Genomic DNA, 26060 nt, shown 5'->3' with positions numbered 1-26060 from the left:
AGGAGATTCAATTGTGACATCACCGTTGGATTGGGATAAATTAAGGGTCTTTCATGCTGTGGCAGAGGCAGGTTCTTTTACCCATGCAGCCCAAAAGCTTTATTTATCTCAATCAGCGATTTCACGACAGGTTTCAGCTTTAGAGCAGGAGGTTGGTGTTTCCTTGTTTCAGCGGCATGCTCGTGGGTTAATCTTAACTGAGCAGGGTGAAATTCTTTATCGTACAACACATGAAGTTTTGATGAAGCTTGAGAGTGCACGTTCGCAATTAAGTGAAAGTTGTGAAAAGCCAACAGGGAGTTTACGTGTTACATCGACCTTTGGAGTGGGGGCAGGATGGCTTATGGAGCGTATGCCAGAATTTCTTAGGCTTTATCCGGATATACAGGTTCAACTCTTGTTTGATGATAAGGAACTTGATTTGACAATGCGTCACGCAGACTGTGCTGTTCGTTTACATCAGCCTCAACAGCCTGATCTTATACAAAGAAAACTCTTTACAATTCATATGCATGTTTATGCTTCTGAGAATTATATTGTGAATTATGGCAAACCAGAAACACTCTCTGAGCTGGATGCGCATCGTATTATTTCGTTTGGTGAACCTGTTCCACCTTATTTATCTGGTTTAAATTGGTTGGAAAAGGCTGGTAGAAATGACGGATCTTTGCGTCTTTCAGTATTACGAATCAACAATATTATCTCAATCAAGAATGCGATTATGTGTGATCTTGGTATTGCTGTGCTTCCTGATTATATTGTGAATAATGATGAGCGACTCGTACGTCTTTTTCCTGATATAGTTGATATTCCTTCCTTTGATACTTTTTTTTGTTACCCTTACGCTTTAAAGAATTTGGCTAAGTTGAAAGCTTTTCGAGATTATATTTTTTTAAAAGCGCGTCAGTGGTCTTTTTAATGGTGTAACATTTTAAGCTATGTGTTTATTGCATAGCAGATACGCTGAAGTCTTTATTGTATTTTTCCTTATAAAATGACATAGAGTATTATCTCTTGATTATGTTGCCTCCCATTGCATTTTCTTGAGTGTTCCCTTATGAAAGTCTTTCGGATTGATTTTATCTCTGGGGATTTTCCAAATTTGCCGGGCGATTTGTCCGGCTTTTTTTTGATTCTTAGGATAGTACCTAAAAATGCAGATATCTTGGCAGATGATAAAAAAATATCACTTTTATGGATATCCAATATTTTTCGGTACATCGAGGTGTGATAAGAAGTTTTAAAGATCATTTGGGTTGTGATGACCATTGCGGAATATGTCAGGTTTGACAGAGAGGCATAGTATTTGTAAGGATCAAAGTTTCTTTAGCTATCAAATTTAATGAAGATGTAGGGACTTTACGCACCATAAAAAGCTTTTTGAGTGATAATCATTTACTATGTTTCTAGAGTTCTGAAAGAGTTGTTTCTTGATCACTGCATTTTAAATAGTCAATGATACAGGTTTAAATGTGGAAGAGAAAGTACCTTATATAAGAGAACTCGTTTTTAAAGTTTCTTGTTTTTCACAGGGCGGAATAGTGCATTCCTTTTTTTTCTGTTTTCGATTGATATCTCATTTCACTGGGATCCTTTTTTGAAAAACCCACGTAGTCTTACAGCCGAAAATCCCTCAGATAAACTAATCTCCAACAAAACTATAACAGGAGATGATGTTCAAAGTTTTTAAAGTAAGTTATTACAAAAGCGCTGGATACGTAAGCAAGCTTCTTCAAGTAATTTTTCTGATGTTGCATAAGAAATACGAAAAGCTGGTCCGAATCCAAAAGCAGATCCATGAACGACAGCAATTGATTCTGCTTCCAGAAGTGCTATTACAAAGTCTTCATCATGAGAGATTACTTTACCTTCAGGTGTTTTTTTTCCAATGAGTTCTGCACAGGAAGGATAAACATAAAAAGCGCCTTCAGGTGTTGGACAATGAATGCCGGGAGCTTGGTTTAACATGGAAACGACGAGATCACGGCGTGCTTGGAAGATGTTTTTATTTTGAGTAATAAAATCTTGGGGACCAGTGAGTGCTTCGACAGCCGCCCATTGTGAGATAGAACTTGTACCAGATGTTTGCTGGCCTTGAATGGTATCCATGGCTTTAATTAATTCTTGCGGTCCGCCTGCGTAACCAATACGCCAACCCGTCATGGCATAAGCTTTAGAAACACCGTTCATTGTGAGTGTACGGTCATAGAGTTTTGGTTCTACTTCTGCTGGAGTGACAAAAGTAAAACCTTCGTATGTGAGATGTTCATATATATCATCGGTGAGAATATAAATATGAGGGTGTTCTATTAAAACATCTGTTAGTTTTTTTAATTCGTCATGTGTATAAGCGGCACCTGATGGATTTGAAGGAGAGTTAAAGATGAACCACTTGGTTTTGGGGGTAATAGCAGCTTCTAGCTCTTTCGGTTGCAGTTTATAAGAAAATTCGGTTTTGGTTTCTGCAAAGACAGGTCTTCCACCATTGAGGGTAACCATTTCTGGATAACTGACCCAATAAGGAGAGGGAATGATAACTTCATCTCCTTTATTTAAAGTTGCCATCAGCGCATTAAAGAGGATTTGCTTACCACCGGTACCAACAATAATTTGCTCTGGTTGATAGGTGAGATTATTTTCTCTTTTAAACTTTGCCGCAATTGCTTGGCGCAATTCTGGAATACCAGATATGGGGGTATATTTTGTTTCTCCACGTCGAATAGCTTCAATGGCGGCATTTTTGATATTGTCTGGTGTATCAAAATCCGGTTCTCCAGCACTTAAAGCAATAACATCACGACCTAATGCTTTCAAATTACGGGCTTTTTGGGAAACAGCAATTGTTGCAGAAGGCTTGATATAGGAAAGCCGGTCGGCGATAAAAGCCATAATTTCAATCCTTATATATATCAGAAAATAATTATTAAGTTAGAACTATTTTATAAGAGATTATATTGTATGCAATAAAAAATTGCGGAAAATTTCTCAAGCTTTTTGCTCTTCAGTAAGATTTGAAAGAAAGGTGAATGGGTGATATCTTCCATTTATAGACAATATGAGCCATAGCAGAGAGAGATTTTATCTCAAGAGTAGAGATTGAAAGGGAGATATGATTCTATTGAGAGAAATTTCTGGAACTTACGTGAAGACTGAAAGCTTTCCTTGTTGTTTTGTTGAAGCTGTCCATTTGATTTTTTAAACAAGGGATCAATGGTAAATTTTTTCCTTTGCTCGGTATATGGTATGGTCTCAGTACATGTTATGTCTCTTTGTATAAGACGAGAGGGCTGACATCAAATTGAGAAAAATTACTAAGGGCTGTGAGTGTAAAACTGTAATGTTTAATACTCTTTTTGTCTGTGCTCATGTCTAGCATTTTTCTCGCTCAAACGAAAAACAGTGCATAACGACAAATACATTTACAAAGAAGGATATTTTATCGGATGTTTACGCAAAAAGATCAAATAGGCCAAACCTATTTTCTAGGGATTTGATAAAAAAGCTTTTTCTTTGTAAGGTTTCTGAAGGATGCCTTCGTCCTCCTTTGGTTTAGAGTGATAGGTGCAGAGAGCTGAGGAATTTTTGTTTCAAATAGACTTGTGTACTGTAGTTTTTTGAGGTTTTACAGGAAAGAGTCAAGCGCGGTGATTCATGGAAGATTGAAGGGGAAAAAGCATTATGAGAGAATTCGTTTTTTATTTTATAAAGGTAAATTACGCTTCATAAAAAGGAAAAAATCTTCGTCTTTACAGACGAAGATTTTTTTTAAACTATTGCAGAATTAAAAGATTAAAGTGCTGCAAGGTTGCTAGCAGCAAATTTTCCAGAACGACGATCTTGAAGAACATCATAAGAAATTCTTTGTCCTTCATTAAGGTTGTTTAAACCAGAACGCTCAACAGCGGAAATATGCACAAATACATCTGCACTGCCATCACTAGGCTGAATAAATCCAAAACCTTTTGTTGTATTAAACCACTTAACTGTTCCTGTAGACATAGGAGATTCCTTAAAATATATAATTGTATTGTGTATTGGAACTAAAAAGCTCTCAATACGGTTTTAGATCGAAATTAGGTGGGAGAAGTTTCGTCGAGAGTGCATGTCGCACAGGAAAGAAAGTCACATAACCGAAAGTTCGATAAAGTCCATATAAAAGTCTTTAAAATAAAAAGCAAGCCTTAATTTATGTTTTCATATAAAGAAAAAATATGAAGGAGTGTGTATGCATTGTACTATGACAAGAAACTCAAGTAAAATAGCTTTGCAGTGAGCGCACTTCAAGACACTTCTTTTTAAGGGCTTTGATTGCTTCTACGACAGCTTCAGCTCCAGCTATTGTTGTATAATAGGGGACTTTTTGCATAAGTGCTGCTTGGCGTAATGATTTGGAATCTGAGATGGCGCTGGCAGTGCTGGTTGTATTAAAAATCAATTGAATTTGACGATTACGAATAGCGTCCTCAATATGAGGATGCCCCTCTAAGACTTTGTTAATTTTTTTTGCTTCAACATTATGTTCGGTCAGAAATTTTTGTGTTCCACTTGTTGCTAAAACAGTAAAACCAAGCTCAGTTAAACATTTTACGGGGTTTAAGATACGCTTTTTATCTTCATCTCTCACTGAAACGAACAAAGCTCCCTCTTTTGGGAGTTCAACACCAGCTCCAAGTTGAGCTTTAGCGAAAGCAAGAGCAAATTCATAATCAAGTCCCATAACCTCACCAGTTGAGCGCATTTCTGGACCAAGAAGTGTATCGACACCTGAAAAACGAGCAAAAGGAAAAACCGCTTCTTTGACAGCAATATGTTGTTTTTGCTGCAGAGAGGGTAATCCTCCATAAGCTTGAAGAGTTTTATGAAGCGTTTCTCCTGCCATAATACGTGCGGCTATTTTAGCAATGGGCCGACCAATTGTTTTTGCAACGAAGGGGATAGTACGCGAAGCACGCGGATTAACCTCTAAGACATAAATCGTGCCATCTTTAATGGCATATTGTACATTCATCAAGCCACGAACATGAAGTGCTTGTGCTAATGCTTTGGTTTGATGTTCTAATTCAGCAACTATGTTATGAGAGAGCGTATGGACTGGTAAAGAACATGCTGAATCACCAGAGTGAATGCCGGCTTCTTCAATATGTTCCATAATACCAACAACGAGTGTCTCTTCTCCATCGCAAAGACAATCAACATCAACTTCAATTGCTTCTGTCAAATAGGTATCAAATAAAAGCGGATTTTTACCAAGCAATGTATTGATCTGTCCTGTTTTGTCGTTGGGATAACGAGCTTTAATATCTTCTGAAACTAATTCAGGGACACTCTCAAGCAAATAATTTTGTAAGCTGCGTTCATCTCGGATAATTTGCATAGCACGTCCCCCTAAAACATAAGAAGGGCGCACAACCAATGGAAAGCCTAATTCATAGGCGATAAGACGTGCTTGTTCGATTGAATGAGCAATACCGTTTTGAGGCTGAGTTAAGTTAAGTTTGAACAATAATTTTTGAAAGAGATCTCTATCTTCTGCCAAATCAATGGCTTCAGGGGAAGTGCCTAGGATAGGGATATTATGTTTTTCTAGTGTACTTGCCAACTTCAGTGGTGTTTGTCCACCAAATTGAACAATGACTCCAACCAATTCACCTTTTTGCTGTTCTGTTTCTAGAATAGCGATAACATCTTCTGTTGTTAAAGATTCAAAATAAAGACGATCAGAGGTATCGTAATCTGTTGAGACAGTTTCAGGATTGCAGTTGATCATAATGGCTTCAAAGCCTGCTTCACGGAGTGCAAAAGCAGCGTGGCAGCAACAATAGTCAAATTCAATGCCTTGTCCAATGCGGTTTGGTCCCCCGCCTAAAATCGCAATTTTTTTGCGTTCAGAAACTTGTGCTTCTGAGTGTTCTATCCCAGCAAAGGGAGCTTCATATGTTGAATACATATAGGCTGTAGGTGAAGAAAATTCAGCTGCACACGAATCAATTCTTTTGAAAACGTGTTTAACATTCAGTGCTTTGCGCAAAGCGGCAATATCATCAGGCTTTTGTCCCGTAAGGGTGGCTAAACGTGCATCTGAAAAGCCCATCGCTTTTAACATGCGTAGATTATCCGCATCTTGAGGTAAGCCATGGATGCGGATGTATTGTTCCATTTCAATAATTGAGGCTATTTGTTCCAAAAACCACGGATCAATTTTGCTGATTTGATGAATTTCATTTAAAGGTAAGCCCGCACGCATTGCTTGGGCAATGTAGCGTAGGCGATCAGGACTTGGGATTGCAATGGCGGAACGTATAGAACTCTTTTTATCACCTTCTGCATGTTCAGGAATGACAATTTCATCAAGACCGGTAAGACCTGTTTCAAGTCCACGGAGTGCTTTTTGCAGCGATTCTTGAAATGTGCGGCCTATTGCCATTACTTCTCCTACAGATTTCATCGCAGTTGTAAGGACAGATGATGAACCTGGAAACTTTTCGAAGGCAAAACGAGGAATCTTGGTGACAATATAGTCAATAGAAGGTTCAAATGATGCTGGTGTTACACCGCCTGTAATATCATTTTTTAATTCATCAAGTGTGTAGCCAACAGCCAGTTTCGCCGCTACTTTTGCAATAGGAAAACCTGTTGCTTTTGAGGCAAGTGCTGAAGAGCGGGAAACACGCGGGTTCATTTCAATAACAACAAGGCGCCCGTTTTCAGGGTTAACAGCAAACTGTACATTCGACCCACCAGTTTCAACACCAATTTCGCGCAGTACCACAATGGAAGCATTGCGCATACATTGATACTCTTTGTCCGTTAAGGTGAGGGCAGGGGCTACAGTGATCGAATCACCAGTATGAATACCCATCGGGTCAATATTTTCAATGGAACAAACAATGATACAGTTGTCTTTCTTATCGCGAACAACTTCCATTTCATATTCTTTCCATCCCAAAACACTTTCTTCAATCAAAACTTCTGTTGTCGGTGAAGCTTCAAGTCCTCGTTCAATGATTTCATAAAATTCAGAGCGATTATAAGCAATTCCTCCGCCGGTTCCACCAAGGGTAAAAGAAGGACGGATAATCGCTGGAAGACCAATAACATCAAGAGCTTGAACCGCTTTGGCTGTAGCATGTGCGATATAATGTTGTTTACGGTCAGATTCTGTGTGACGCCAGTTTCGTTCAAGCTTTTCTAGGGCTTGATCAAGAGCATCACCAGAAAGTTTTGCTTTCAGTTCATCGCGTTTTTTGGCATGTTGTCGGCGATTTTTTTCTTTAAGTTCTGTTGCGTTAGCTAGCATAGAACGTGGTGTTTCCAAACCGATTTTTGCCATCGCTTTGCGAAATAAAGCACGATCTTCAGCTTTATCAATTGCATCGGCATTTGCACCTATCATTTCAACGTGATAGCGATCTAAAACGCCCATACGCTTTAAGGATAAGGCTGTATTAAGGGCTGTTTGTCCTCCCATGGTGGGTAAAAGTGCGTCGGGACGTTCACGAGCAATAATTTGTGCAACTATTTCAGGGGTAATAGGTTCAATATAAGTTGCATCAGCTAAATCTGGGTCTGTCATAATAGTGGCTGGATTAGAGTTAACCAAAATAATTCGGTACCCTTCTTCTTTTAATGCTTTACAGGCTTGTGTGCCTGAATAATCAAATTCACATGCCTGACCAATAACAATAGGTCCTGCTCCAATGATAAGAATAGATTTTATATCTGTGCGTTTTGGCATGTTTTTTTCCTATGACAAACATCCGTGCGCGATTGCGTCAGGCAAAATATTTAAATTTCAAGGCTAAAACTATTTTATAGGTTAAGTGATAAAGAAAGTAAGCCATAAAATGCCTTTTCCATGTTTTTTTTATAGCATGGAAGATCAGTGTCTTTTTTGTGTTGACCAAATTGATGTCGTTGCATGAATATAACTTTTAAGAGAAAGAAGGCTTCTTATACGGAGTGGAGGGCTCGTGTCCTTACTATTATTGCATTATTTGTCATTATCAATTTTTGAACTATGTTCTTTTGCATTTCCTCTTTTGTGATAATGCTAAATGAATCGAACTCATGAACAGCATTCTTTGATCAAAAATGGAGAATGGCAAAAAATATTATAAGCTGGTTCTTTTATTTAAGGTATAAAGCGAGAGTAAGATTCTCTGTTATTTCGCTTCAAAATATCAAAAAAGATCTTGTATGTGTATAGATGATATGAATTTGAATGTTTCGTTTGATCATTTGAGGGTTTATTCGAACATATATTGTTAATTATAGGGGACATTTCTGTCCCCATATAGGTTATTTTAGGGCTCTTAAAACAATAATTCCTGGTGTTTTTGCTACATAATCCATAAAAGGAGAGTCCACGACTTTTTCATTTTCTTTTCGTGAAGAAGCATTTCGTAACATTGGGCCATTATCTGTTTTGATGAAGAAACCAACATGGGTTACATCCAATCCATCGAGTTTGGTGTATATACCAATGAAATCACCCGATTGTAATTGGCTTATAACGTCTTCATTAATAAAGTTACTTGGAATATAAGTTATATTGCGTTTCACAATTGGTAATCCAGGGAGATAGTTTCCACCATCAGCTTTTTTATTGAGATATTTTTCGGTACTTATTGCATTGGGGCTGATTTGTGCCGTGATGTCATCGGCAAGTTTATATTCTTTATAAGCCCAGTCAGTGAAAAAATGCTTTCGATTCAAAAAGCTTATATTCCCGTCAACATAACGTGTTTGGATCACGTTATTTATAAATTCTGTTTGCGAAGTTGATTTCCGTAATGCTTCAACATAATCAAGATAAGTAAAGCAATCTAAACCTCTAAAGTCGATTATGAGTTCTTCTGCTACCTTCTCTGAACCCTGTAACATATTTGCTTGGTAAGGTGTTCCTAAAAAAGCACCAGAGAGAAAGTCGATTATTTTTCCTGTCTCATGGTCAGTGATTTTCGAGCGCTTTTTAAGAAGAACATTGAGTTTCTTTAAAGTATAGGGATCTAGATTCACTTGTTGTTCTTGCTGTATTTCTGTTTTGTTCTCAGAAGTTTCTTTATTTCCATCAGAAGTTTGAAAGTCACATCCTGTAACCAATGCTGAAATTAAAATGAATTGGAATATTTTTCGCATTTTTTCACCATTTTTGAATTTAATAATAAGTGGTACTTTTCTGCGTTAATCAGATTATCTTACACTCACTATAACATATCATAAATGTAGTATAAAGAGGTATATGGAGGGTTTTATGCTAGGTGATGCTGATTTCGTATGATTTAAATACTTTTGAAATAGAAGTATATTTTTGAAATAGAATTATATAAAATTTTGTTGTGATGAAATTGTTTTATTTGAAATATAAATTTCTATTTTTATATCATGTATTTAATTAATGCTATTTTTGTTAGAAGAAATTTATAGGCAAATTGTAATGTTAAAATTTCAATTTATTTCATGAATTGAAAATGATTTCTTAAAAATGATGATTTTTTATAGAAATTTATACAGTATTATGTATCTGATCAAATGATAAATTGTGATATTTTCTGTTTTTTTAATTTTTGCTTTAATTATCGTTTTTGTAAGAACAAGTTATATTCTATCATAGTTCTTAATAGCAGGTAGGGTTTGAAAGATTGTATGGAAAGCAATTTACATGCTATGAGTAGCCAAAAGCTCGATCAAAAATTTATCCATCATGGGCTTAGTTTAGTTTTTATTACTTTATTACTGGATATTATTGGTATCGCAATCATTAGTCCTATTTTGCCTGAATATTTTGCTCAGTTGACGGGAAAGAATATTAGCGAAGCTTCTGTAGAAGGGGGAGGATTATTTGTAGCTTATTCAGCAATGCAATTTTTATTTGCTCCGGTCATTGGCAATCTCTCTGATCGCTATGGTCGTCGTTCTATTTTGCTTATTTCTATTATTAGTTTTGCTCTTTATAACTTTATATGTGCTATAGCATGGAGCTATTCTATGTTGTTTATTGGGCGCCTTTTGTCAGGGATGAGTAGTGCTAATTTTGCAATTTGTACGGCTTATCTTGTCGATATCTCTGATGAGAGGACTCGTACGCGCAATTTTGCTCTGTTAGGAATTGCATCTGGGTTGGGATTTATTTTAGGTTCATTCATTGGAGGTTTTTTAGGGCAATTTGGTCCGCGTGTTCCGTTTTATTTTGCTGCTGGTTTTTCACTCATGAATTTTATTTTTGCGTGGGTTATGCTTCCAGAAACGCTTCCTATGTGGAATAGACGCTCTTTTGATATTAAACGTGCCAATCCTTTAGGTGCCCTTTTACAGCTCAGACAATATCCAAAAGTTCTCTGGATGTTGTTGGTCTTTTTTCTTTATTGGCTTGCGGAATCTATATGGCCGAGCATTTGGGCATTTGTTGCTAAAGAACGCTACGATTGGAGCACGTTGTCTATTGGAGTGTCTTATAGTGTTTTCGGCATAGGACAGATTATTGTGGTAGCGCTTATTTTGCCTTATTTTTCTAAGCGATGGAGCAATTGGCGTATTGTCATATTGGGTCTTCTGTTTGCATTGGCTGCTATGTTTGGTTACACATTTGCGACACAAGGCTGGATGTTTTATGCAGTTTTTTCGTGTACTATGCTTGAGTATCTTGTTCATGCACCTATGCGCGCTATTGCTTCAGAACAGGTACCGGCGAATGCACAAGGAGAATTGCAGGGAGCGATGACATCAGTTGTTTCATTGAGCTTAATATTCGGTCCTATTTTTTATATGCTTCTCTTCGAATATTTTACCCATGAAGGCGCGATGTTTTATTTTTCTGGTGCTCCTTTTGTGGGGAGCTTTTGTGTGCTTGTGGTGACGACGATAGTTTTTGCTTTACGGGTACGCTAATTTTTGGCGTTTCTGATTAATAAGAATATTTTCTCAAGACCTATAAAATACAACTTACGTGTTCTAGGAGCAGATTACGCTTTCTGAAAAAGAGTGGATTTTTGCGAGGGAAAAGCGTGTGATTGAAGAGAGAAAATCTAAAAGAAGAGCACTTTAATTAAGCTATTTTTTTATAATCCATAATAAGATCACAGAAATGTTGAAAGAGGTAGTGGCTATCTTGTGGTCCAGGGGAAGCTTCGGGATGATATTGAACAGAAAAAACCGGTTTTCCAATAATTCGAATTCCACAGTTTGAACCATCAAAGAGGGAAATATGTGTTTCTTGGACATGCTGTGGTAAAGAGGTAGCGTCTACAGCAAAACCATGGTTCATTGATACAATCTCAACTTTTCCGGTGTTAAGGTCTTTAACAGGATGATTAGCGCCATGATGTCCTTGGTGCATTTTTATGGTTTTTGCCCCAAGAGTGAGAGCTAAAAGTTGATGACCAAGACATATACCGAAAAGTGGCAAATTATGATCAATCAATGTTTTAATAGTTGGAACGGCATATTGCGCTGTTGCTGCTGGATCACCTGGACCGTTAGAAAGAAAAATACCATCAGGGTTCATTGTTAAAATTTCTTCTGCACTTGTATGTGCAGGCACGATAGTAATGCGCGCATTTTGTGTAGCCATCAGACGAAGAATATTACGCTTAATACCATAGTCGATTGCAATGATATGAAGATTATACACACTGTTTGTATGATAACCTTTATCCCATACCCATGGCTTTTCATTCCATTGCCCTAATGCTTTAGAGGTGACGTTTTTCGCAAGGTCAAGATTGATAAGACCTGGCCATTTTTGTGCACGTTTCTGCAGAGAAGGGATATCAAAATGCCCATGAGGATCATGTGCAATGATAGCATTTTGTGCACCTTTTTCTCGAATAAGAATGGTGAGTGCGCGTGTATCAATACCGCAAAGTGCGATAATTTTACGTGCTTTGAGCCATTGATGCAGGTTTTCATTTGCGCGATAGTTGGAGGGACGTGTAATGTCTGCTTTGAAAAGAGCACCGATGGCACCATGAAAGTTGAGAGGAGTGAGATCTTCAATATCTTCACTATTTGTCCCTACATTTCCTATGTGAGGAAAAGTAAAATTAACAATTTGCTGCGTATATGATGGATCTGTAAGAATTTCCTCATAGCCTGTTATGGCGGTGTTGAAACACACTTCACCTTCAGCAATGCCTGTAGCACCGACTCCTTTACCTTCAATAACTGTTCCATCAGCTAATACTAAGAGGGCTGTAGGTTTTCTTACACTCCAAGGATCGCAAGATGGGGTAGTTTGTGTCATAGTGTGCATCCACAATTATTTCTGAAAGGTATAATAACCAACACCGCGCAAAAGCATAACAGCTTTTGTGTATATTGTTTACAATGTTTCGCTTGAGATAGAGAGTATAGGTATATTCTATAAGGAGGTAAAGTCCTGTTTTTGAATTTTTCTAAAATCTCCGATTAATTATTTTTTGTATATTGTAAGACGTAGAAGGATTGCTGAAAAAGCAGTTTTTCTCAGTAGATAGAATGAGATAAATTTATATTTTCTAATCAGATTGGCGGAGCGCTTCATATTATTTGAAGGCGCAGGATAACGCTATTCTTGGGGTACTTTAGTTAAATATTAATATGGCCGATTAGAGAGCGTGATAAAAGGAGACTAGAAAGAGATGTTTATCAGAGGCAGTTTATTTTAGTTAAAATAATAAAATGGTATAAGGAGTTTATGCACGTTTATACGAATCTGTTTGTTTACAATTGAGAGAAACAAGAGAAAATAATAGTCTTTCACGAATTCTTTTCTTATCAGCTTGATAAAAAGGAAGGCGGGGAGTTGCTTGGTAAAGTTTTAGGGCAAGAAGAAACAGGATTCTTCAGTGATATTGGTAAGAGATTATAGTATGTTCAAGAAACGCTCTACTGAGAAAATGAATTTTTCTAAGGTTGGCAAGAGATTTTGTAAAAAATTGCAGTAAATTTTAATCCAGCAACACAGTGTGTCTGAAAATATTTTATCATTAGTGCTCTTTCGTAAAGAGACAGGGGTAAATAAGCAACAGTTTTTAGGAAAATTACAACAAAAGGCGTATTTTAAAGTAAACAGATGGGTTCTTTTTATTAATGAGTCAATAAGACATCTGTCATCTATTTTACGTTATACTCTTCTTCTTTAAGATATTGTTTTTTTCATTTACGTAAGATTTGTTGTGTAAAGCGGTGAAGCTGCTAAAAACAGTTCGGTTAGCAACAATGGTTTGTTTGCTAATCGCAAACGGGAACGGCGTGCCCACAATGCATTTTTTTGGCCAATATGAATGTAATCGCGGGTTAATTTGCCACTGTTAAATAGATAGTGTCCCAATGGTATAGTACTCAAATGCATAAGTGCTTGATTATGTCCCAAGAGAGTTTCTTGCGGGATTACAGTGCGTCCAAGAAGCCAAGGTTGATTGTCTCCCATCAGTATGACTTCGCGTAACCAATAACGTGAGCTAACAGGGAGATGTTGAGCTTCTTCTTTTAGTTTATCCCGCGTAATGAAACATTCCCGTTGTGGTTCGACATGTATGCAGGTACAATAGTTTTTCAATCGGAGTGTCATAGAGTTCGCTTCCATGAGCCAATCACGAATGTTCTCTGGTATTGAGGGGTCTTGATCAGATAGCCATTTGAGAGGGGGCAAGATGGAGTCTTTTGGTTTAGAAATCATTTCACTCCATATCTAAAACCGTGTTCCGTACGCCATGTTAAGTGATAAAAATAGATATTCCCATTTTAATATAGAAAGGCAAAGGCAGCAAGTTTTTAAACGGAAAAAAGATATAAGGGAAAATGGTATGAGAGCTCTTAAGAAAAGGAGATATGAAAATTATATGATGGGTCGTATTTCTATGAGAAAAGGTAAAATATAATATATTACGATTTGTCTAAAGCTCTTTCATACAATGCACTGTGGAATTTTCTTGATAGCAACAGGGGATTGGGAAAAACATTTAGTACCTTAAAATTCGTTTGTAATGCATATAAAAAAAGGAATGAAGGAATACTCGGACCATTTGAGTTTAGATGTAAAGGTGATTGTATTATTTATAATTCAGAAACGCATTTAAATAATTTAGAAAGAGTGAAATGGAGTAAGAGTTACAAAAGGCCTCCTATAATTAAGCCTAAACATGATAAAATATGTGGTTACCTCATACCTTTAGCTTTAGTGCATCAGTACAAACAGAACGCATTTCCAAACGTTAAAACGATTATATTCGAGGAATATATTTGTGAAAATAATAGGTACTTAAGAGATGAACCACAAAAATTAGTAAGCTTATGTGAAACTGTTTTCAAAAACCGTAATGATGGTAGAGTAATATGCTTTGGAAGTAGTCATTCAAGATCTAATCCTTATTTTGACTTTTTTGCATTACATAATCATGAAAATAATGAATTTACTCATTATAACTCTTGGAGTATTCTAATTAGCAAACACCCTTCTTAAAGACGATTTTGCTTTTGTAGACAAGATGAAATCTGTACATAAAAATCCATTCATTAATCTTATTATAGATGGGCAAGAGTTAGCTATATTTTTTGCAAATGAGAAACTATTCATCAAAAATGGGAGAAGTAATGGATATATTACATATAGTATAGATAATGATGTTTTGTATGAAAATGCAATTAAAGGAAAAGTTTCAAGAGATTCCCATTTAAAACAGTTAGCTAAATTTATTAGAGAAGGTAATGTTTGTTTTCATACACCGGCTGTAAAAGGAGCCTATGGAACCTTTCATTAAAAAGGTCTGATTTTATGAAATAATATACATTAATAATGTCAAATATTCACATAAAATAAATATATACCATAAGTGTATTGTTTTTTCTTATTTAGAAAAAATAATTTTGATTTATTTATTTAAAATAAAATGTAATATATTCTGTTTTTTTGCTTTATGATTACAAATCAGTTGACTATAAAAATTATTTAATGAAAAAAATGAAAGAAAAATGGGGTATATATTATCTTGTAATATTTTTTTATTAGCGGAATTTTGAGTATAGGAAGAGTATTGGAGTAACCAGTTCTTCAAGATCTTGAACGCGAATTGTAAAAAATGAAACGAATACAGTATTGCACTAAACTAACAGCATCATCTCTATTCGTATAAATGCTTATAGCTATTGATAGGGGATGGTAAATCACAAATCTTTGCCGTTTCTCATTTAACGACACAATAATAATGGTCCCCAAAATAGTGGTCCCAAAAAGACAAAATGTTGCCCAAAAAAGATGGTGATGCAAAAAGATGGCTGTTTAAGCATCTAACCATCACTCCACCAATAGCTATATTTAAAACTATGGTAGAAATACTTCACTTATTCTATTGAGCACCAAAAGATGCTTTTAGAGAAATGAACAAATATTTATGGGCGAATTTTTCTTCCTATCCATATAAGAATGCAGGCTCCTATAAAACCTGAAATAAGATAGCCAAGCCATCCAGCAAAGCTCACGCCTAAAAGGCCAAAAACAAAGCTCGCTAATGCGGCTCCAATAATTCCTAGGATAATGTTTAGAAATACACCTGTCTGGCTTTTCATAAGATACTGTGCAGCCCAACCTGCAAGACCACCGATAATAATAGCTGCAATCCAGCCAATGTTTGCGTCTTCCATTTATATTCTCCTTTGCCTGAATCTAAACTGTTAGTTCTAACTAGGGTAAGCTTTGTAAAGGTCAAGACTCTCTTTTCCCCAGAGAAAGGATATTGCTGTTGGAAACTTTATTTTTACTTCGTTGTTTTTTCAACTCACGCGAACATCTTATGCGTGCAGTATTATATCCATAAAATCACAGATACACATCACTATCTCAATAATACAAAAAAACACTGAAGTGTGCAACTATTTTATGTAAAAAAACGTCTTAAAAAGTACTTTTATAGTATAAAAGTGTATTTATAAGTATATTTTTCCAATTATTATAAAAAATTCTGGAAAAATTAAAATGATATGCCTAAAATAATGAGAAAATGGATATCCAAAATTTTTTTAAAAAAGCGTATTATTAGGATATCAATGACTCTTGAAGTGATGTTGTTTAATTCTTTATAAAATCTTGTATAGGTTGAATCTGTAAAAACATTACCATTATTGTAATCTGACAGATATTTTTATTTCTCATGGCGTGTTTTTTCTTTGATGTTATGAAATGGTGTACTTTTGGTAAGAGTATTTGAGTAAGACATTTTGAATTTTTAAATATCATGATCGATATGATTCGTTATCTTTTAAATATCCTCAAAGTGAAGATTTAGCCGTTTACTGTTCAGCAGGATTGCGTAGGCGGGAACTTTGGAGAAGTCCCTGTGCTTCTAAGATTGGGTAGATCATTGAGGTTAAAAGGGAATTGATCTGTTTCAAATCGCGTACAGTGTCAAGATGAAGGTTTGACGATTCTACATTTGTGAGATCACCTTCACGAAGGCGTTTCAAATGCTTCAAACTCATCTCTTTTTCTAAATTTCGAAGCTGATCTTTTTTCTGTACCAATAAATGTGCGGTATGTGTATCATGTGAGACAAGAACATTAAATGCGATATGCGCATTGGCTAGGACAATAGCGTGGAAACGAAGAAGGTCGTCCCATCCCTCGCTGCTAAATTGTAAATTTTTTTGTTGTTTCTTTTTAATCAGCATAAGCATATTATGAATGATAATATCTCCTGCTTGATCCAATTTTATACAAGCACCTAAAAGTTCTTGTGTTTGAAGAGCTTCTTCATCAGACAATTTTTGTCCAGCTAATCGTGCGAGATAAAGTTTGATTGCGATATGTTTTTTATCCAATATAGTGTTCAGCTGGTTGAGTTCACGGATGATGTCAGGATCAGGTTTCTCATAAAGTCCCATGATTTTTTCTAGCATAATATCCACAAGATCACAAATATGGATGACCTCACGTTTGACATTAGAAAGTGCTAAAGTTGGGCGTTCAATAACGCTATCATCAAGGGCGGTTTGATCAGATAAATTAAGCGTTTTATCGCCTTGTGTTTTTTTTGTACTTATCTGAACAATTTGAGTGGTTAGTTTTAAAACCCATTTCGAGAGTGGTATTCCAGCAAGAAGAATGAAGACATTAAAAATGATATGGGCGTTGATAACTTGAGTAGAGGGCTTATCACCAAACCATGTGATTGGTGGTTGAAAGGAAAGAAATAAGATAAGAGCAAGGATTGAACCAGCGCCGCGCATAAGTAAATTCCCCAAGGGAACGAGGCGGGTATTAGGAGAGGCGTTGCGTGTTAAAAGGGGTGCTATAAGAGAAGAACCAAAATTAACGCCAAGAACCATGATAACACAAAGTTGAGCATGGATGAGGTCATAATTAGCAAAATTGATCAGCAAAATGATTCCAGCAATGGATGAGTGTAAGAGATAAGTTAATGTGGCTGCCAACAAAAAGGTAGAAACAGGATCGGTAGAAAGATAACGAATGATGCTTGGTAAAATAGCGCTATCACGTAAAGGTTCGGTTGCTTCACTTATCATCTGTAAAGATAAAATCAAAAGGCCAATACCAATGACAATACGTCCTATTTGACGCCAATCCCGTTTTTCAGTTGTCATGAAAATACAGGTGCCAATTAAAAGACACAGGGGCACAACGATAGTGAGGTCATAGGAGAGAATTTTAACAACGAGTGCCGATCCTAATTCTCCTCCACGCACAGCCATAAGCCCCGCTAATCCAGAGACAAAACCAGATTCGACAAAAGAACCAACAAGGAGTGTTATTGCTGTAGAGCTTTGTAAAATCATTGCTGTAAAAAGTCCAAAACTGACAGCAAATAATGGTTTGGAAATAACGTGGCACATTTTGTATTTAAGCTTATCACCATAGGCACGTTCAACACCCGTACGTACCATGCGTGTAGCCCAAAGAAGTAAAGAAACAGCACCTGCAAGATGAAGGAGTACCAGTGAACCATTCATGATACTTTTTCTTTCGTTGTTGTTATAAATAAGGGTGATTTAAAAAATGGATGAATTGAAGTTTATCATTTTACTTTTCTTTCGCTTCTAAGACATGACGGAAATCATAGCCACTTGGATTTTGAAAAATTTTTAGACCAAAACTAGGAAGAATGGAATAAAGGTGGTCAAAAATATCAGCTTGAATTTGTTCATATTCTAGCCAAGCAGTTGTATTGGTAAAGCAATAGATTTCCAGGGGCAAGCCATTTGGCGTCGGTGGTAATTGTCGTGCCATCAGGGTCATGTTTTGTTCGATATTTAAATGGTTTTTTAAATATGCAAAAACATAAGCACGGAAAGTTCCAATGTTGGTTAAACGGCGGGTGTTGGCTAAGACGTCCGGATTTTTATCTAATTGCGTGTTCCATTCATGGATTTCTGGTATTTTTTGTGTGAGATAATTTTCTAACAAATTAAAGCGGGAGAGATATTGTTGTTCTTCTTCTGTATGGAAACGGATGCTTGATTGATCAATAAAGAGGGAGCGTTTAATGCGTCGTCCACCTGCTTCCTCCATTCCACGCCAATTCTTAAAAGGGTCTGTCACCAGTTTACGGATAGGGACGGTCGTGATTGTTTTATCAAAATTTTGAACTTTGACAGTATGGAGTGCAATTTCAGTGACATCGCCATCTACATCCAGACTGGGGATTTGAATCCAATCGCCAACACGAACCATATCGGTAGATGAAATTTGAATGCCTGCAATGAGAGAAAGGAGTGTATCTTGAAAAATCAACATCAAGACAGCGGCCATTGCACCAAGACTGGATAAAAGGATAAGAGGTGAACGGTCAATTAATGTTGCTACCATGAGAATCGCAGCTACAGTAAAAAGCGCAATTTTGGCAATTTGAATATAACCTTTTATTGGTTTTAACCGCGCTGTTGGTTGTTGTTCGTAGAGGATATTAATAACATTAAGGAAAGAAGAAATTGCGAGAACAGCAAAAAGAATAATGAAGGCGTTAGCAACATTTTCTATAATGGTGCTAAATGTATCAGGGAGTGTCGGAATAAAATTAATACCGATTGAGAGAATAAAGGCTGCAACAATATTTGCTATGTACCCAATGGTGTATTCAATATCAACGCTGGTATTTTTAGGAAGAAAAGAAGAAAGCCGTTTTGCTCCATGAGAGAGGAGGTTTCGTGCTAAAAAATTGACTAAAAGTGCGATAATGATAAGAATAATAAGCCAAACAATAGATTCTAGCAAAGGATATTGAACAAGAAATTTGATCACTTTTTCACTCTCCATTTCTGAAAAATATGCGGTTGAACTTTTATTTTTTAAAAAAACCACTTAAGAGGAAGTATTGGAATTATGCTTCAAACTCGTTAAATATGCAAAAAAGAATTTTAAAACTCTGTGAGAGATAATGCACTTTCCGCCTGATTTCCTTGATGATCTCCGCGCCAGATTACCAATTTCAACAGTTATTGGCCAAAGGGTGGTCTTTGATCCTAAAAAAAGCAAGCCTTCGCGAGGAGATTTTTGGTGTTGTTGCCCCTTTCATGGTGAGAAAACGCCAAGTTTTCATTGTGATGATCGTAAAGGTCACTATTATTGTTTTGGTTGCGGTGTGAGTGGTGATATTTTTACTTTTCTGTGTGAGCTTGATGGATTGCATTTTTCAGAAAGTGTCGAGCATTTGGCTGATCTTGCAGGGATAAAATTACCTCTTTTTGATCCACAAAGTCACAAACGTCGGATGGAAAAGGCTGATCTTTATGATGTTATGAGAATGGCTACGGATTTTTTTCAACGTAGCTTACACGATAAAGGTGGTATGCAGGCGCGTCGTTATCTTGATGCACGTGGTGTGACCCCAGAGCTTGTAGAGCGTTTTCGAATTGGCTTTGCTCCAATGAAACGTACAGCTTTGAGAGAAGCTTTAAGTGCTCGTGGTATTTCAATAAAACAGATGGAAGATTGTGGACTTCTCAAACTGGGTAAAGATGAAACGGTTTCCTATGATCGTTTTAGAAATCGTATTATGTTTCCGATTGAAGATTTACGCGGACGCGTGGTAGCTTTTGGAGGGCGTGCGTTAGAGAAAGATGCACCTGCAAAATATCTCAATAGTCCTGAAACCGTGTTGTTTCATAAAGGAAATATGCTTTATAATGCAGCTACTGCTCGCAAAAATAGCCGTTTGGTTGGCGATGAAAAAAATCATTCACTCTTAGTTGTTGAAGGTTATATGGATGTGATTGCGTTGACTAAAGCTGGCTTTGAAGGAGCCGTGGCTCCTTTGGGGACAGCATTAACGGAGGCGCAAATTGGGCTTTTATGGCAAATAGGGACGGATCCCATTTTATGTTTTGATGGAGATGATGCTGGTTTAAAAGCTGCTTTTCGTGTTGCTGATCGTGTGCTTCCTCTTTTAAAGGCAGGTGTTTCTGTGCGCTTTGTTTTGTTGCCACAAGGGAAAGATCCAGATGAAATTATTTCTGCTGGCGGTGCACAACTTTTTTCTTCTTTTTTGCAAAAAGCAATTCCTTTGATTGAGCTTTTGTGGTGGCGTGCTGCTTATGGAAAAAACTTTGAAACTCCAGAAGCTCGAGCGGCTCTAGAAAAACAACTGAAACAGCAAATTTTTACAATTAAGGATGAAAATATACGCCGTTATTATTTGCAAGATATAAAAAAACGGCTTTTTGATTTTTTTCGTTCTTCTTTTTCGAAAAAAAAAGGTACGGGGAGACACCACCAGTTTTCCCAAAATAAGATATTTAAAGACCAATCTTTTTCTGTTTTGGCAAACTCCGATATAGTGCGCAATTCTTCGCAATCTATTCCTCTGCGTGAAGCTGTTATTTTATTGATTTTAGCTTACTATCCTGAGTTGTGGTATGAAAATTTCGAAGTTCTTGCTGAATTGGAATTAAAAAATACACAATTAGTGTGCTTCCATCAATCCATGTTGGAAATTCTTGGAAATCAGCAGCTTCATGATAAAGAGACAATGATTGCGCTCTTAGAAAAAAAAGGACAAAAAGCTCTTTTAGAGCGTATGAAACATCTTGTACAACATGTTGGTATGCGTACTGTCTTTATTGGAGCTCCTCTAGAAGATGCTCGTGCTATATTAAAACAGGCTATCTACTTGCATCTTCAAGAACACCACCTACATAAGAGATTACAAGATATTGAAGAGCAACTCGTAGAAAATCCTAAGAGTGAGGTTTTTGATCTGATTCGTGAGATACAAAGTGAGCTGCAACAGATGCAGGCGACAGAAGCATTAATTGAAGGGTTTGGAGGTTGGTTGGATGAAAAAAGAGACGGGAATAATCAAGAGACAATAAAATGATTCGCTTTTTTGATGCGAATCTGTCACCTAAGGCTTAAGATGAGGAAGTTTATGTAGAGCAACATTTTTGTAAGAGAATGACGACGTTTGTAAAGAATGACGACGGAATTTTAGGAAAAGCGGGAAATTGGTTCTTACTATATGCTACTATATGCTGCAGAGATTATCTCAGAAAGGCTGAGAGGTGTCGGGGAAACTTCTGGAGTTTTCCCGCGTTTTTGTGTCGATGAAGCGCGTATACAAAATGTATTCTTTCCAAGAGTAATCTCCTTTAAGAGGAAGTATATATAAGAAACTGTTGATACGTTAAGTGAGAACGCAAAAAGCTGGTCACGTGGAAGCTGTGGAGTGATCAAGTGGAGTTACGGTATGGCAACAAAGGTTAAACAGAAAGATAATGTGGAAGTAATAACCCAAGCGAGTTTGGATAGCCCTCTTCTTGATTTTTCTGATGATGCCATCAAGAAAATGGTGAAACTCGCTAAAAAAAATGGTTATGTGACGATGGATGAATTGAATGCAGTTCTTCCTTCTGAAGAGGTTATCTCCGAACAAATTGAAGATATCTTGGCGATGTTTTCTGAGATGGGTATTAATGTTGTGGACGACGAAGATGAGGTCGATTCTGAACACGATGAGGAAGAAGTCACCGTAGAGGGAGGGGATTTAGTAGAGGCCTCTAGCCATGCAATTGCAACGACAATCAATAAGCGTGAAGTAACAGATCGTACAGATGATCCCGTGCGTATGTATTTGCGTGAGATGGGAGCTGTTGAGCTGCTTTCGCGGGAAGGCGAAATTGCTATTGCTAAGCGTATTGAAGCAGGGCGTGAGACAATGATTGCCGGACTTTGTGAGAGTCCTTTGACTTTTCAAGCTCTCATTATCTGGCGTGAGGAACTGAGAGAGCAGCGTATTCTTCTTCGTGAAATTATTGATCTTGAAATGACTTATGCTGGTCCAGAGGCAAAGCAGGCTCCTGTTGTTGAACGAAGTGAAGTTGATAAGATAAAAGAGGAAAAGACCTCTTCTGCTATGCGTAATATGGAGGGGATTGCGGGAGAGCGGGGCGTCGAGGATGATGACGAGGTTAACTTGTCACTTGCTGCAATGGAAAATGAACTTTGTCCTCAAGTCATGGAAACATTGGATTTTATTGCACAAACCTATGTAAAATTACGAAAATTACAAGATCAACATGTTGAAAGCAGTTTGGCAGAGCGTAAAGAGGGCGCTCTTTCATCTTCTCAGAAGAAAAAATATATTCAATTAAAGGGTAAGTTGATTCAAGCAGTAAAATCCCTTTCTTTGAACCAAAATCGTATCGAATCTTTGGTTGAGCAGCTTTATGACATTAACAAGAGACTGATTCATAATGAGGGTAAGCTGAAAAGAATAGCCAACAGTTATGGCATTGGACATGAGGACTTTTTAAAAGAATACCGAGGCCGTGAGTTGGATGCGGATTGGTTAAATTATATTGGAACTTTGCCAGGATCTGGTTGGAAAGAATTTTCAAGGCGCGAAGCGAAAGAAATTCAGAGACTGCGTAGCGAAATACAAAGTCTTGCACAGGAAACAGCTATTTCGATTGGTGAATTTCGTCGTATTGTGACCCAAGTGCAGAAAGGTGAACGCGAATCAACAATTGCTAAAAAAGAAATGGTAGAGGCTAATCTCCGTCTTGTGATTTCAATTGCAAAAAAATATACCAATCGTGGTTTGCAGTTTCTTGATCTTATCCAAGAAGGCAATATCGGTTTGATGAAAGCTGTCGATAAGTTTGAATATCGGCGTGGGTACAAGTTTTCAACTTATGCAACGTGGTGGATTCGTCAGGCAATTACCCGTTCAATTGCTGATCAGGCGCGCACTATTCGTATACCTGTTCATATGATTGAAACAATTAATAAAATTGTTCGTACCTCGCGTCAGATTCTCCATGAAATTGGACGTGAGCCCACACCAGAAGAATTGTCAAGCAAACTTTCTATGCCGTTAGAAAAAGTGCGAAAAGTTCTTAAAATTGCAAAGGAACCTATTTCACTTGAAACACCTGTTGGTGATGAAGATGATTCTCATTTAGGTGATTTTATTGAGGATAGAAATGCATTATTGCCCATTGATGCAGCTATTCAGGCTAATCTACGGGATACAACAACTCGCGTGCTTGCGTCATTAACACCTCGTGAAGAACGCGTTTTGCGAATGCGTTTTGGTATAGGGATGAATACTGATCATACCTTGGAAGAAGTTGGTCAACAATTTTCAGTGACAAGGGAGCGTATTCGTCAGATTGAAGCAAAGGCTCTTCGTAAATTAAAGCATCCTAGCCGTTCACGCAAATTGCGCAGTTTTCTTGATTCTTAAGAAGGAGGGCGCATTTTCAAAAATGTATCTTTTCTTGATGAATGGAGATAAAACACATATAATCTAGTTCTTCTGGTCTTTTTTAGAAAGGTAAAAGCTAGATACTGAGCGATCTATAAAAAATTCGGTATTCAATATTTCTTTAGCTTTGATATTTATGATGTCATTTATAAAAATAACAAATACGCGGTGTGAAATTATAAGGATTTAATTTTATTCCTTTTGCTTTTGGTAGTTTTTTGTCTTTCAAAGAGATATGACTGATTTTATGAGTAAAGAAATTCCCTTTTGGAAAGTAAAAAAATTAGAAGAAACTTCTATTTCTGAGTGGGAGAATCTCTGCGATGGCTGTGGATGTTGTTGTTTACACAAAGTAGAAGATGATGATACTGGAGATATTTATGCAACCAGTGTTGCTTATCGTCTTTTAGACGCGGAAACTTGTCGGTGCCGAAACTATGTTCACCGTAAATCAATTGTTCCAGACTGTATATCGTTATTGGCTGATTAATGAAGGAAAAGATCTTCAATGGTGGCATCCACTGGTGTCGGGAAATTGGCAGACCGTACACCAAACACAATTTTCTGCACGTGGACAAATAGAAGTTCACGACGATGAATTATTGTGTGAAGAAACCTATCTCGATCATATCACCAGACTTCTTTGTGAAGGCAAGTGATATGATTGTTTCACGCAATAATTTATGACGCATATGATTTAATCTATAGCAAATACTACTGTAACGCTCACATTATAACCTAATTCACCCCCTGAGAAGTTGGTATCAGCATAGTTTGCATGTGCTGCAATGCTCATCAGGCGTGGCTTGGGATAATAGTTGTCATTATTTTCATTGATTTCAATGATTTTTCCTAATTTTAAATTTGCTGCCTGTGCTATAGTTTCAGCTTTTTCAATGGCTTCAGTAATCGCTTTTTTACGTGCTTCTTGATAAAATGGTTTTGTATCGGCATTGGTAAAGGTGATGCCATTTACTGAGTTAACGCCCAGGGCCATTGCTTGATCAAATATTTTACCAGCATTGGCAAGGTCACGAATACGCACTGTTAAAGAATTTGAAACATGATAAAGTTTTTCATGATTCTTTTTGTCATGAGGTTTCTCAGGGCTAGATTGATAAATGGACAAGCCTGATGTTTGTAAATCATTTGCTTGGATTCCATTGTTCTTAAAGGCAGTTACAATATCATTCATAGATTTATTATTGGCTGCTAATGCTTTTTGGGCGGTTTGATCCTCTGTAACAACGGCTAGATTGATAATAGCCATATCCGGTGCTGCTTGGCTTTCGCCAATTGCAGTGACTGTAATGGTTGCGTTTTTTATTTTGCTTGCTTCAGCATGTATGGAGAGTGAACTGGCTATCAGCGCGAGTGCTACCATAGCTATTTTAATGCTATAATGATTCAGCGGTTGGAAAATTGTTTTTGTCATATCTGTTCCTTTATCTTTATTAGTTTACTACTTTCTCATTTTTGGGAGTTCTTGTAAAGAAATTAGGGTACTTGATAAAAAAACCGATAGATAAAAAGGAAAAGATGGGTTATGATTCTAAGTAAAAGCTCTTGTGTCATAGGGCATTTTAGTTTAAAGAAAAGCAACCTGTGTGGGGCCTGTAGCTCAATTGGTTAGAGCCAGCGGCTCATAACCGCTTGGTTGGGGGTTCGAGTCCCTCCGGGCCCACCATTAAATAAACAGAGTATAAAAAAGTTTCAGGATTTTTCCTTCTTTGTTTTTTTGTTTATCGTGAAATTTTTAATGTTTGTTCTGTTGTGAGTGGTTTTCCTACCCGCTATTTAGGTGTAGAATAATGTTTTGCACTCTTCAGTTCAGTAGAAAAAGACTTTTATTTACGGTACCACATTCTCTCTAAGCTTATGTATTGTCGTTCACTTTCTTAAATTCATCAGCTCATTTTTTTAATTTCTGCTGCGTGATATTGTTTCATGAAACCGGCGTATTAAAGTTTTCTTTAAGGAGTTGTTTTTTTATAGGTGAATATTTTATCCACATAAGAGAAATTCTAAGGTTTTTTGTTTTGTCATATAAAGTCGGAAGAAAATACTTATTTTTAAAGTGGTTTTTTCTATTTTTTTAAGTGAATGGTATTGCTGTTACGCCTTTACAGCTGACTCCGAACCGTATCATCATGATTTCAGGTTCAATAAAAACATAATTTAGAAATGTTTATGTGTTCTATGTGGTCAACAATGATAATATCTATCGCTGTTTTCTTTTCCAAGCTTAAGAACCTTTTTTCTTTTTGTAAATTCTTGTGTAATGTATGTGTGGACGTCATTCGGGCTTGACCCATTGTATTTTTTAAAGTATTTCCATTTTTGTTCATGATAAATCTCTATGCTTAT

General features: G+C 36.9%; 16 protein-coding genes, 1 tRNA gene and 1 pseudogene. 8 read left to right on the top strand and 10 right to left on the bottom strand.

The annotated features are described in order from the left end of the window. Positions 1-13: 13 nt before the first annotated feature. On the top strand, positions 14-919 hold the full coding sequence (locus tag J7R10_RS03335) for a LysR family transcriptional regulator (protein WP_010705463.1): 906 nt from the start codon (positions 14-16) through the stop codon (positions 917-919). 767 nt (positions 920-1686) lie between these two features. Here J7R10_RS03335 and J7R10_RS03330 read toward each other — a convergent pair. The 4 genes from J7R10_RS03330 to J7R10_RS03315 form a co-directional block, all read right to left on the bottom strand. Then, entirely contained in the window at positions 1687-2889 is a 1203-nt protein-coding gene (locus tag J7R10_RS03330) for a pyridoxal phosphate-dependent aminotransferase (RefSeq protein WP_010705462.1), read from the bottom strand. A 900-nt stretch (positions 2890-3789) separates the two neighbouring features. Further along, positions 3790-3999: a cold-shock protein gene (locus J7R10_RS03325; protein ID WP_010705461.1), complete on the bottom strand. Its 210-nt coding sequence runs from the start codon at positions 3997-3999 to the stop codon at positions 3790-3792. 250 nt (positions 4000-4249) lie between these two features. Further along, on the bottom strand, positions 4250-7735 hold the full coding sequence (gene carB / locus J7R10_RS03320; protein ID WP_010705460.1) for a carbamoyl-phosphate synthase large subunit: 3486 nt from the start codon (positions 7733-7735) through the stop codon (positions 4250-4252). Positions 7736-8298: 563 nt separating this feature from the next. Continuing rightward, a complete protein-coding gene (locus J7R10_RS03315; RefSeq protein WP_010705459.1) occupies positions 8299-9138 on the bottom strand; it encodes a DUF1460 domain-containing protein in 840 nt (279 codons plus the stop codon). 507 nt (positions 9139-9645) lie between these two features. Between J7R10_RS03315 and J7R10_RS03310 the strand changes: the two genes are divergently transcribed. Then, positions 9646-10887, top strand: coding sequence for an MFS transporter (locus tag J7R10_RS03310; protein ID WP_026501301.1), 1242 nt, complete (start codon positions 9646-9648; stop codon positions 10885-10887). Between the two features lie 157 nt (positions 10888-11044). On the opposite strand, the gene carA is transcribed toward J7R10_RS03310, so the two are convergent. Further along, positions 11045-12241, bottom strand: coding sequence for a glutamine-hydrolyzing carbamoyl-phosphate synthase small subunit (gene carA, locus J7R10_RS03305; protein WP_010705457.1), 1197 nt, complete (start codon positions 12239-12241; stop codon positions 11045-11047). Between the two features lie 897 nt (positions 12242-13138). Continuing rightward, a complete protein-coding gene (ubiC, locus tag J7R10_RS03300; protein ID WP_010705456.1) occupies positions 13139-13657 on the bottom strand; it encodes a chorismate lyase in 519 nt (172 codons plus the stop codon). A gap of 213 nt (positions 13658-13870) precedes the next feature. Here ubiC and J7R10_RS03295 point away from each other — a divergent pair, with 213 nt between their 5' ends. Continuing rightward, entirely contained in the window at positions 13871-14440 is a 570-nt protein-coding gene (locus tag J7R10_RS03295) for a phage DNA encapsidation protein (protein ID WP_026501300.1), read from the top strand. Between the two features lie 25 nt (positions 14441-14465). Then, positions 14466-14738 (top strand): hypothetical protein, encoded by a 273-nt coding sequence (locus tag J7R10_RS03290; protein ID WP_026501299.1) that lies wholly within the window; start codon positions 14466-14468, stop codon positions 14736-14738. 628 nt (positions 14739-15366) lie between these two features. Here J7R10_RS03290 and J7R10_RS03285 read toward each other — a convergent pair. From J7R10_RS03285 to J7R10_RS03275, 3 genes are all read right to left on the bottom strand, one after another. Continuing rightward, positions 15367-15618 carry a GlsB/YeaQ/YmgE family stress response membrane protein gene (locus J7R10_RS03285; RefSeq protein ID WP_010705455.1) on the bottom strand — a complete coding sequence of 84 codons (252 nt, stop codon included), beginning with the start codon at positions 15616-15618 and terminating at the stop codon, positions 15367-15369. Between the two features lie 645 nt (positions 15619-16263). Next, positions 16264-17940 (bottom strand): Na/Pi cotransporter family protein, encoded by a 1677-nt coding sequence (locus J7R10_RS03280; protein WP_010705454.1) that lies wholly within the window; start codon positions 17938-17940, stop codon positions 16264-16266. A gap of 70 nt (positions 17941-18010) precedes the next feature. Then, complete coding sequence (locus J7R10_RS03275) at positions 18011-19228, bottom strand: mechanosensitive ion channel family protein (RefSeq protein ID WP_010705453.1); 1218 nt, start codon at positions 19226-19228, stop codon at positions 18011-18013. Positions 19229-19364: 136 nt separating this feature from the next. Here J7R10_RS03275 and dnaG point away from each other — a divergent pair, with 136 nt between their 5' ends. From dnaG to J7R10_RS03260, 3 genes and pseudogenes are all read left to right on the top strand, one after another. Further along, complete coding sequence (dnaG, locus tag J7R10_RS03270) at positions 19365-21302, top strand: DNA primase (protein ID WP_010705452.1); 1938 nt, start codon at positions 19365-19367, stop codon at positions 21300-21302. A gap of 369 nt (positions 21303-21671) precedes the next feature. Beyond that, positions 21672-23672 (top strand): RNA polymerase sigma factor RpoD, encoded by a 2001-nt coding sequence (gene rpoD, locus J7R10_RS03265; protein WP_208436379.1) that lies wholly within the window; start codon positions 21672-21674, stop codon positions 23670-23672. A 268-nt stretch (positions 23673-23940) separates the two neighbouring features. Then, positions 23941-24352, top strand: a pseudogene (locus J7R10_RS03260) (YkgJ family cysteine cluster protein). A 38-nt stretch (positions 24353-24390) separates the two neighbouring features. Here J7R10_RS03260 and J7R10_RS03255 read toward each other — a convergent pair. Beyond that, the gene (locus tag J7R10_RS03255) at positions 24391-25128 is read right to left on the bottom strand and encodes an SIMPL domain-containing protein (protein WP_010705450.1); all 738 of its coding nucleotides are present in this window, start codon (positions 25126-25128) and stop codon (positions 24391-24393) included. A 175-nt stretch (positions 25129-25303) separates the two neighbouring features. On the opposite strand from J7R10_RS03255, the gene J7R10_RS03250 reads away from it, so the two are divergent. Next, positions 25304-25380, top strand: a tRNA-Ile gene (locus J7R10_RS03250). Positions 25381-26060: the final 680 nt, after the last annotated feature.

Source organism: Bartonella vinsonii subsp. berkhoffii ATCC 51672 (assembly GCF_902825225.1).
Classification (GTDB): Bacteria; Pseudomonadota; Alphaproteobacteria; order Rhizobiales; family Rhizobiaceae; genus Bartonella; species Bartonella berkhoffii.
The sequence above is the reverse complement of the archived record's forward strand: the minus strand, read 5'-3'. Positions and strand labels throughout refer to the sequence as shown.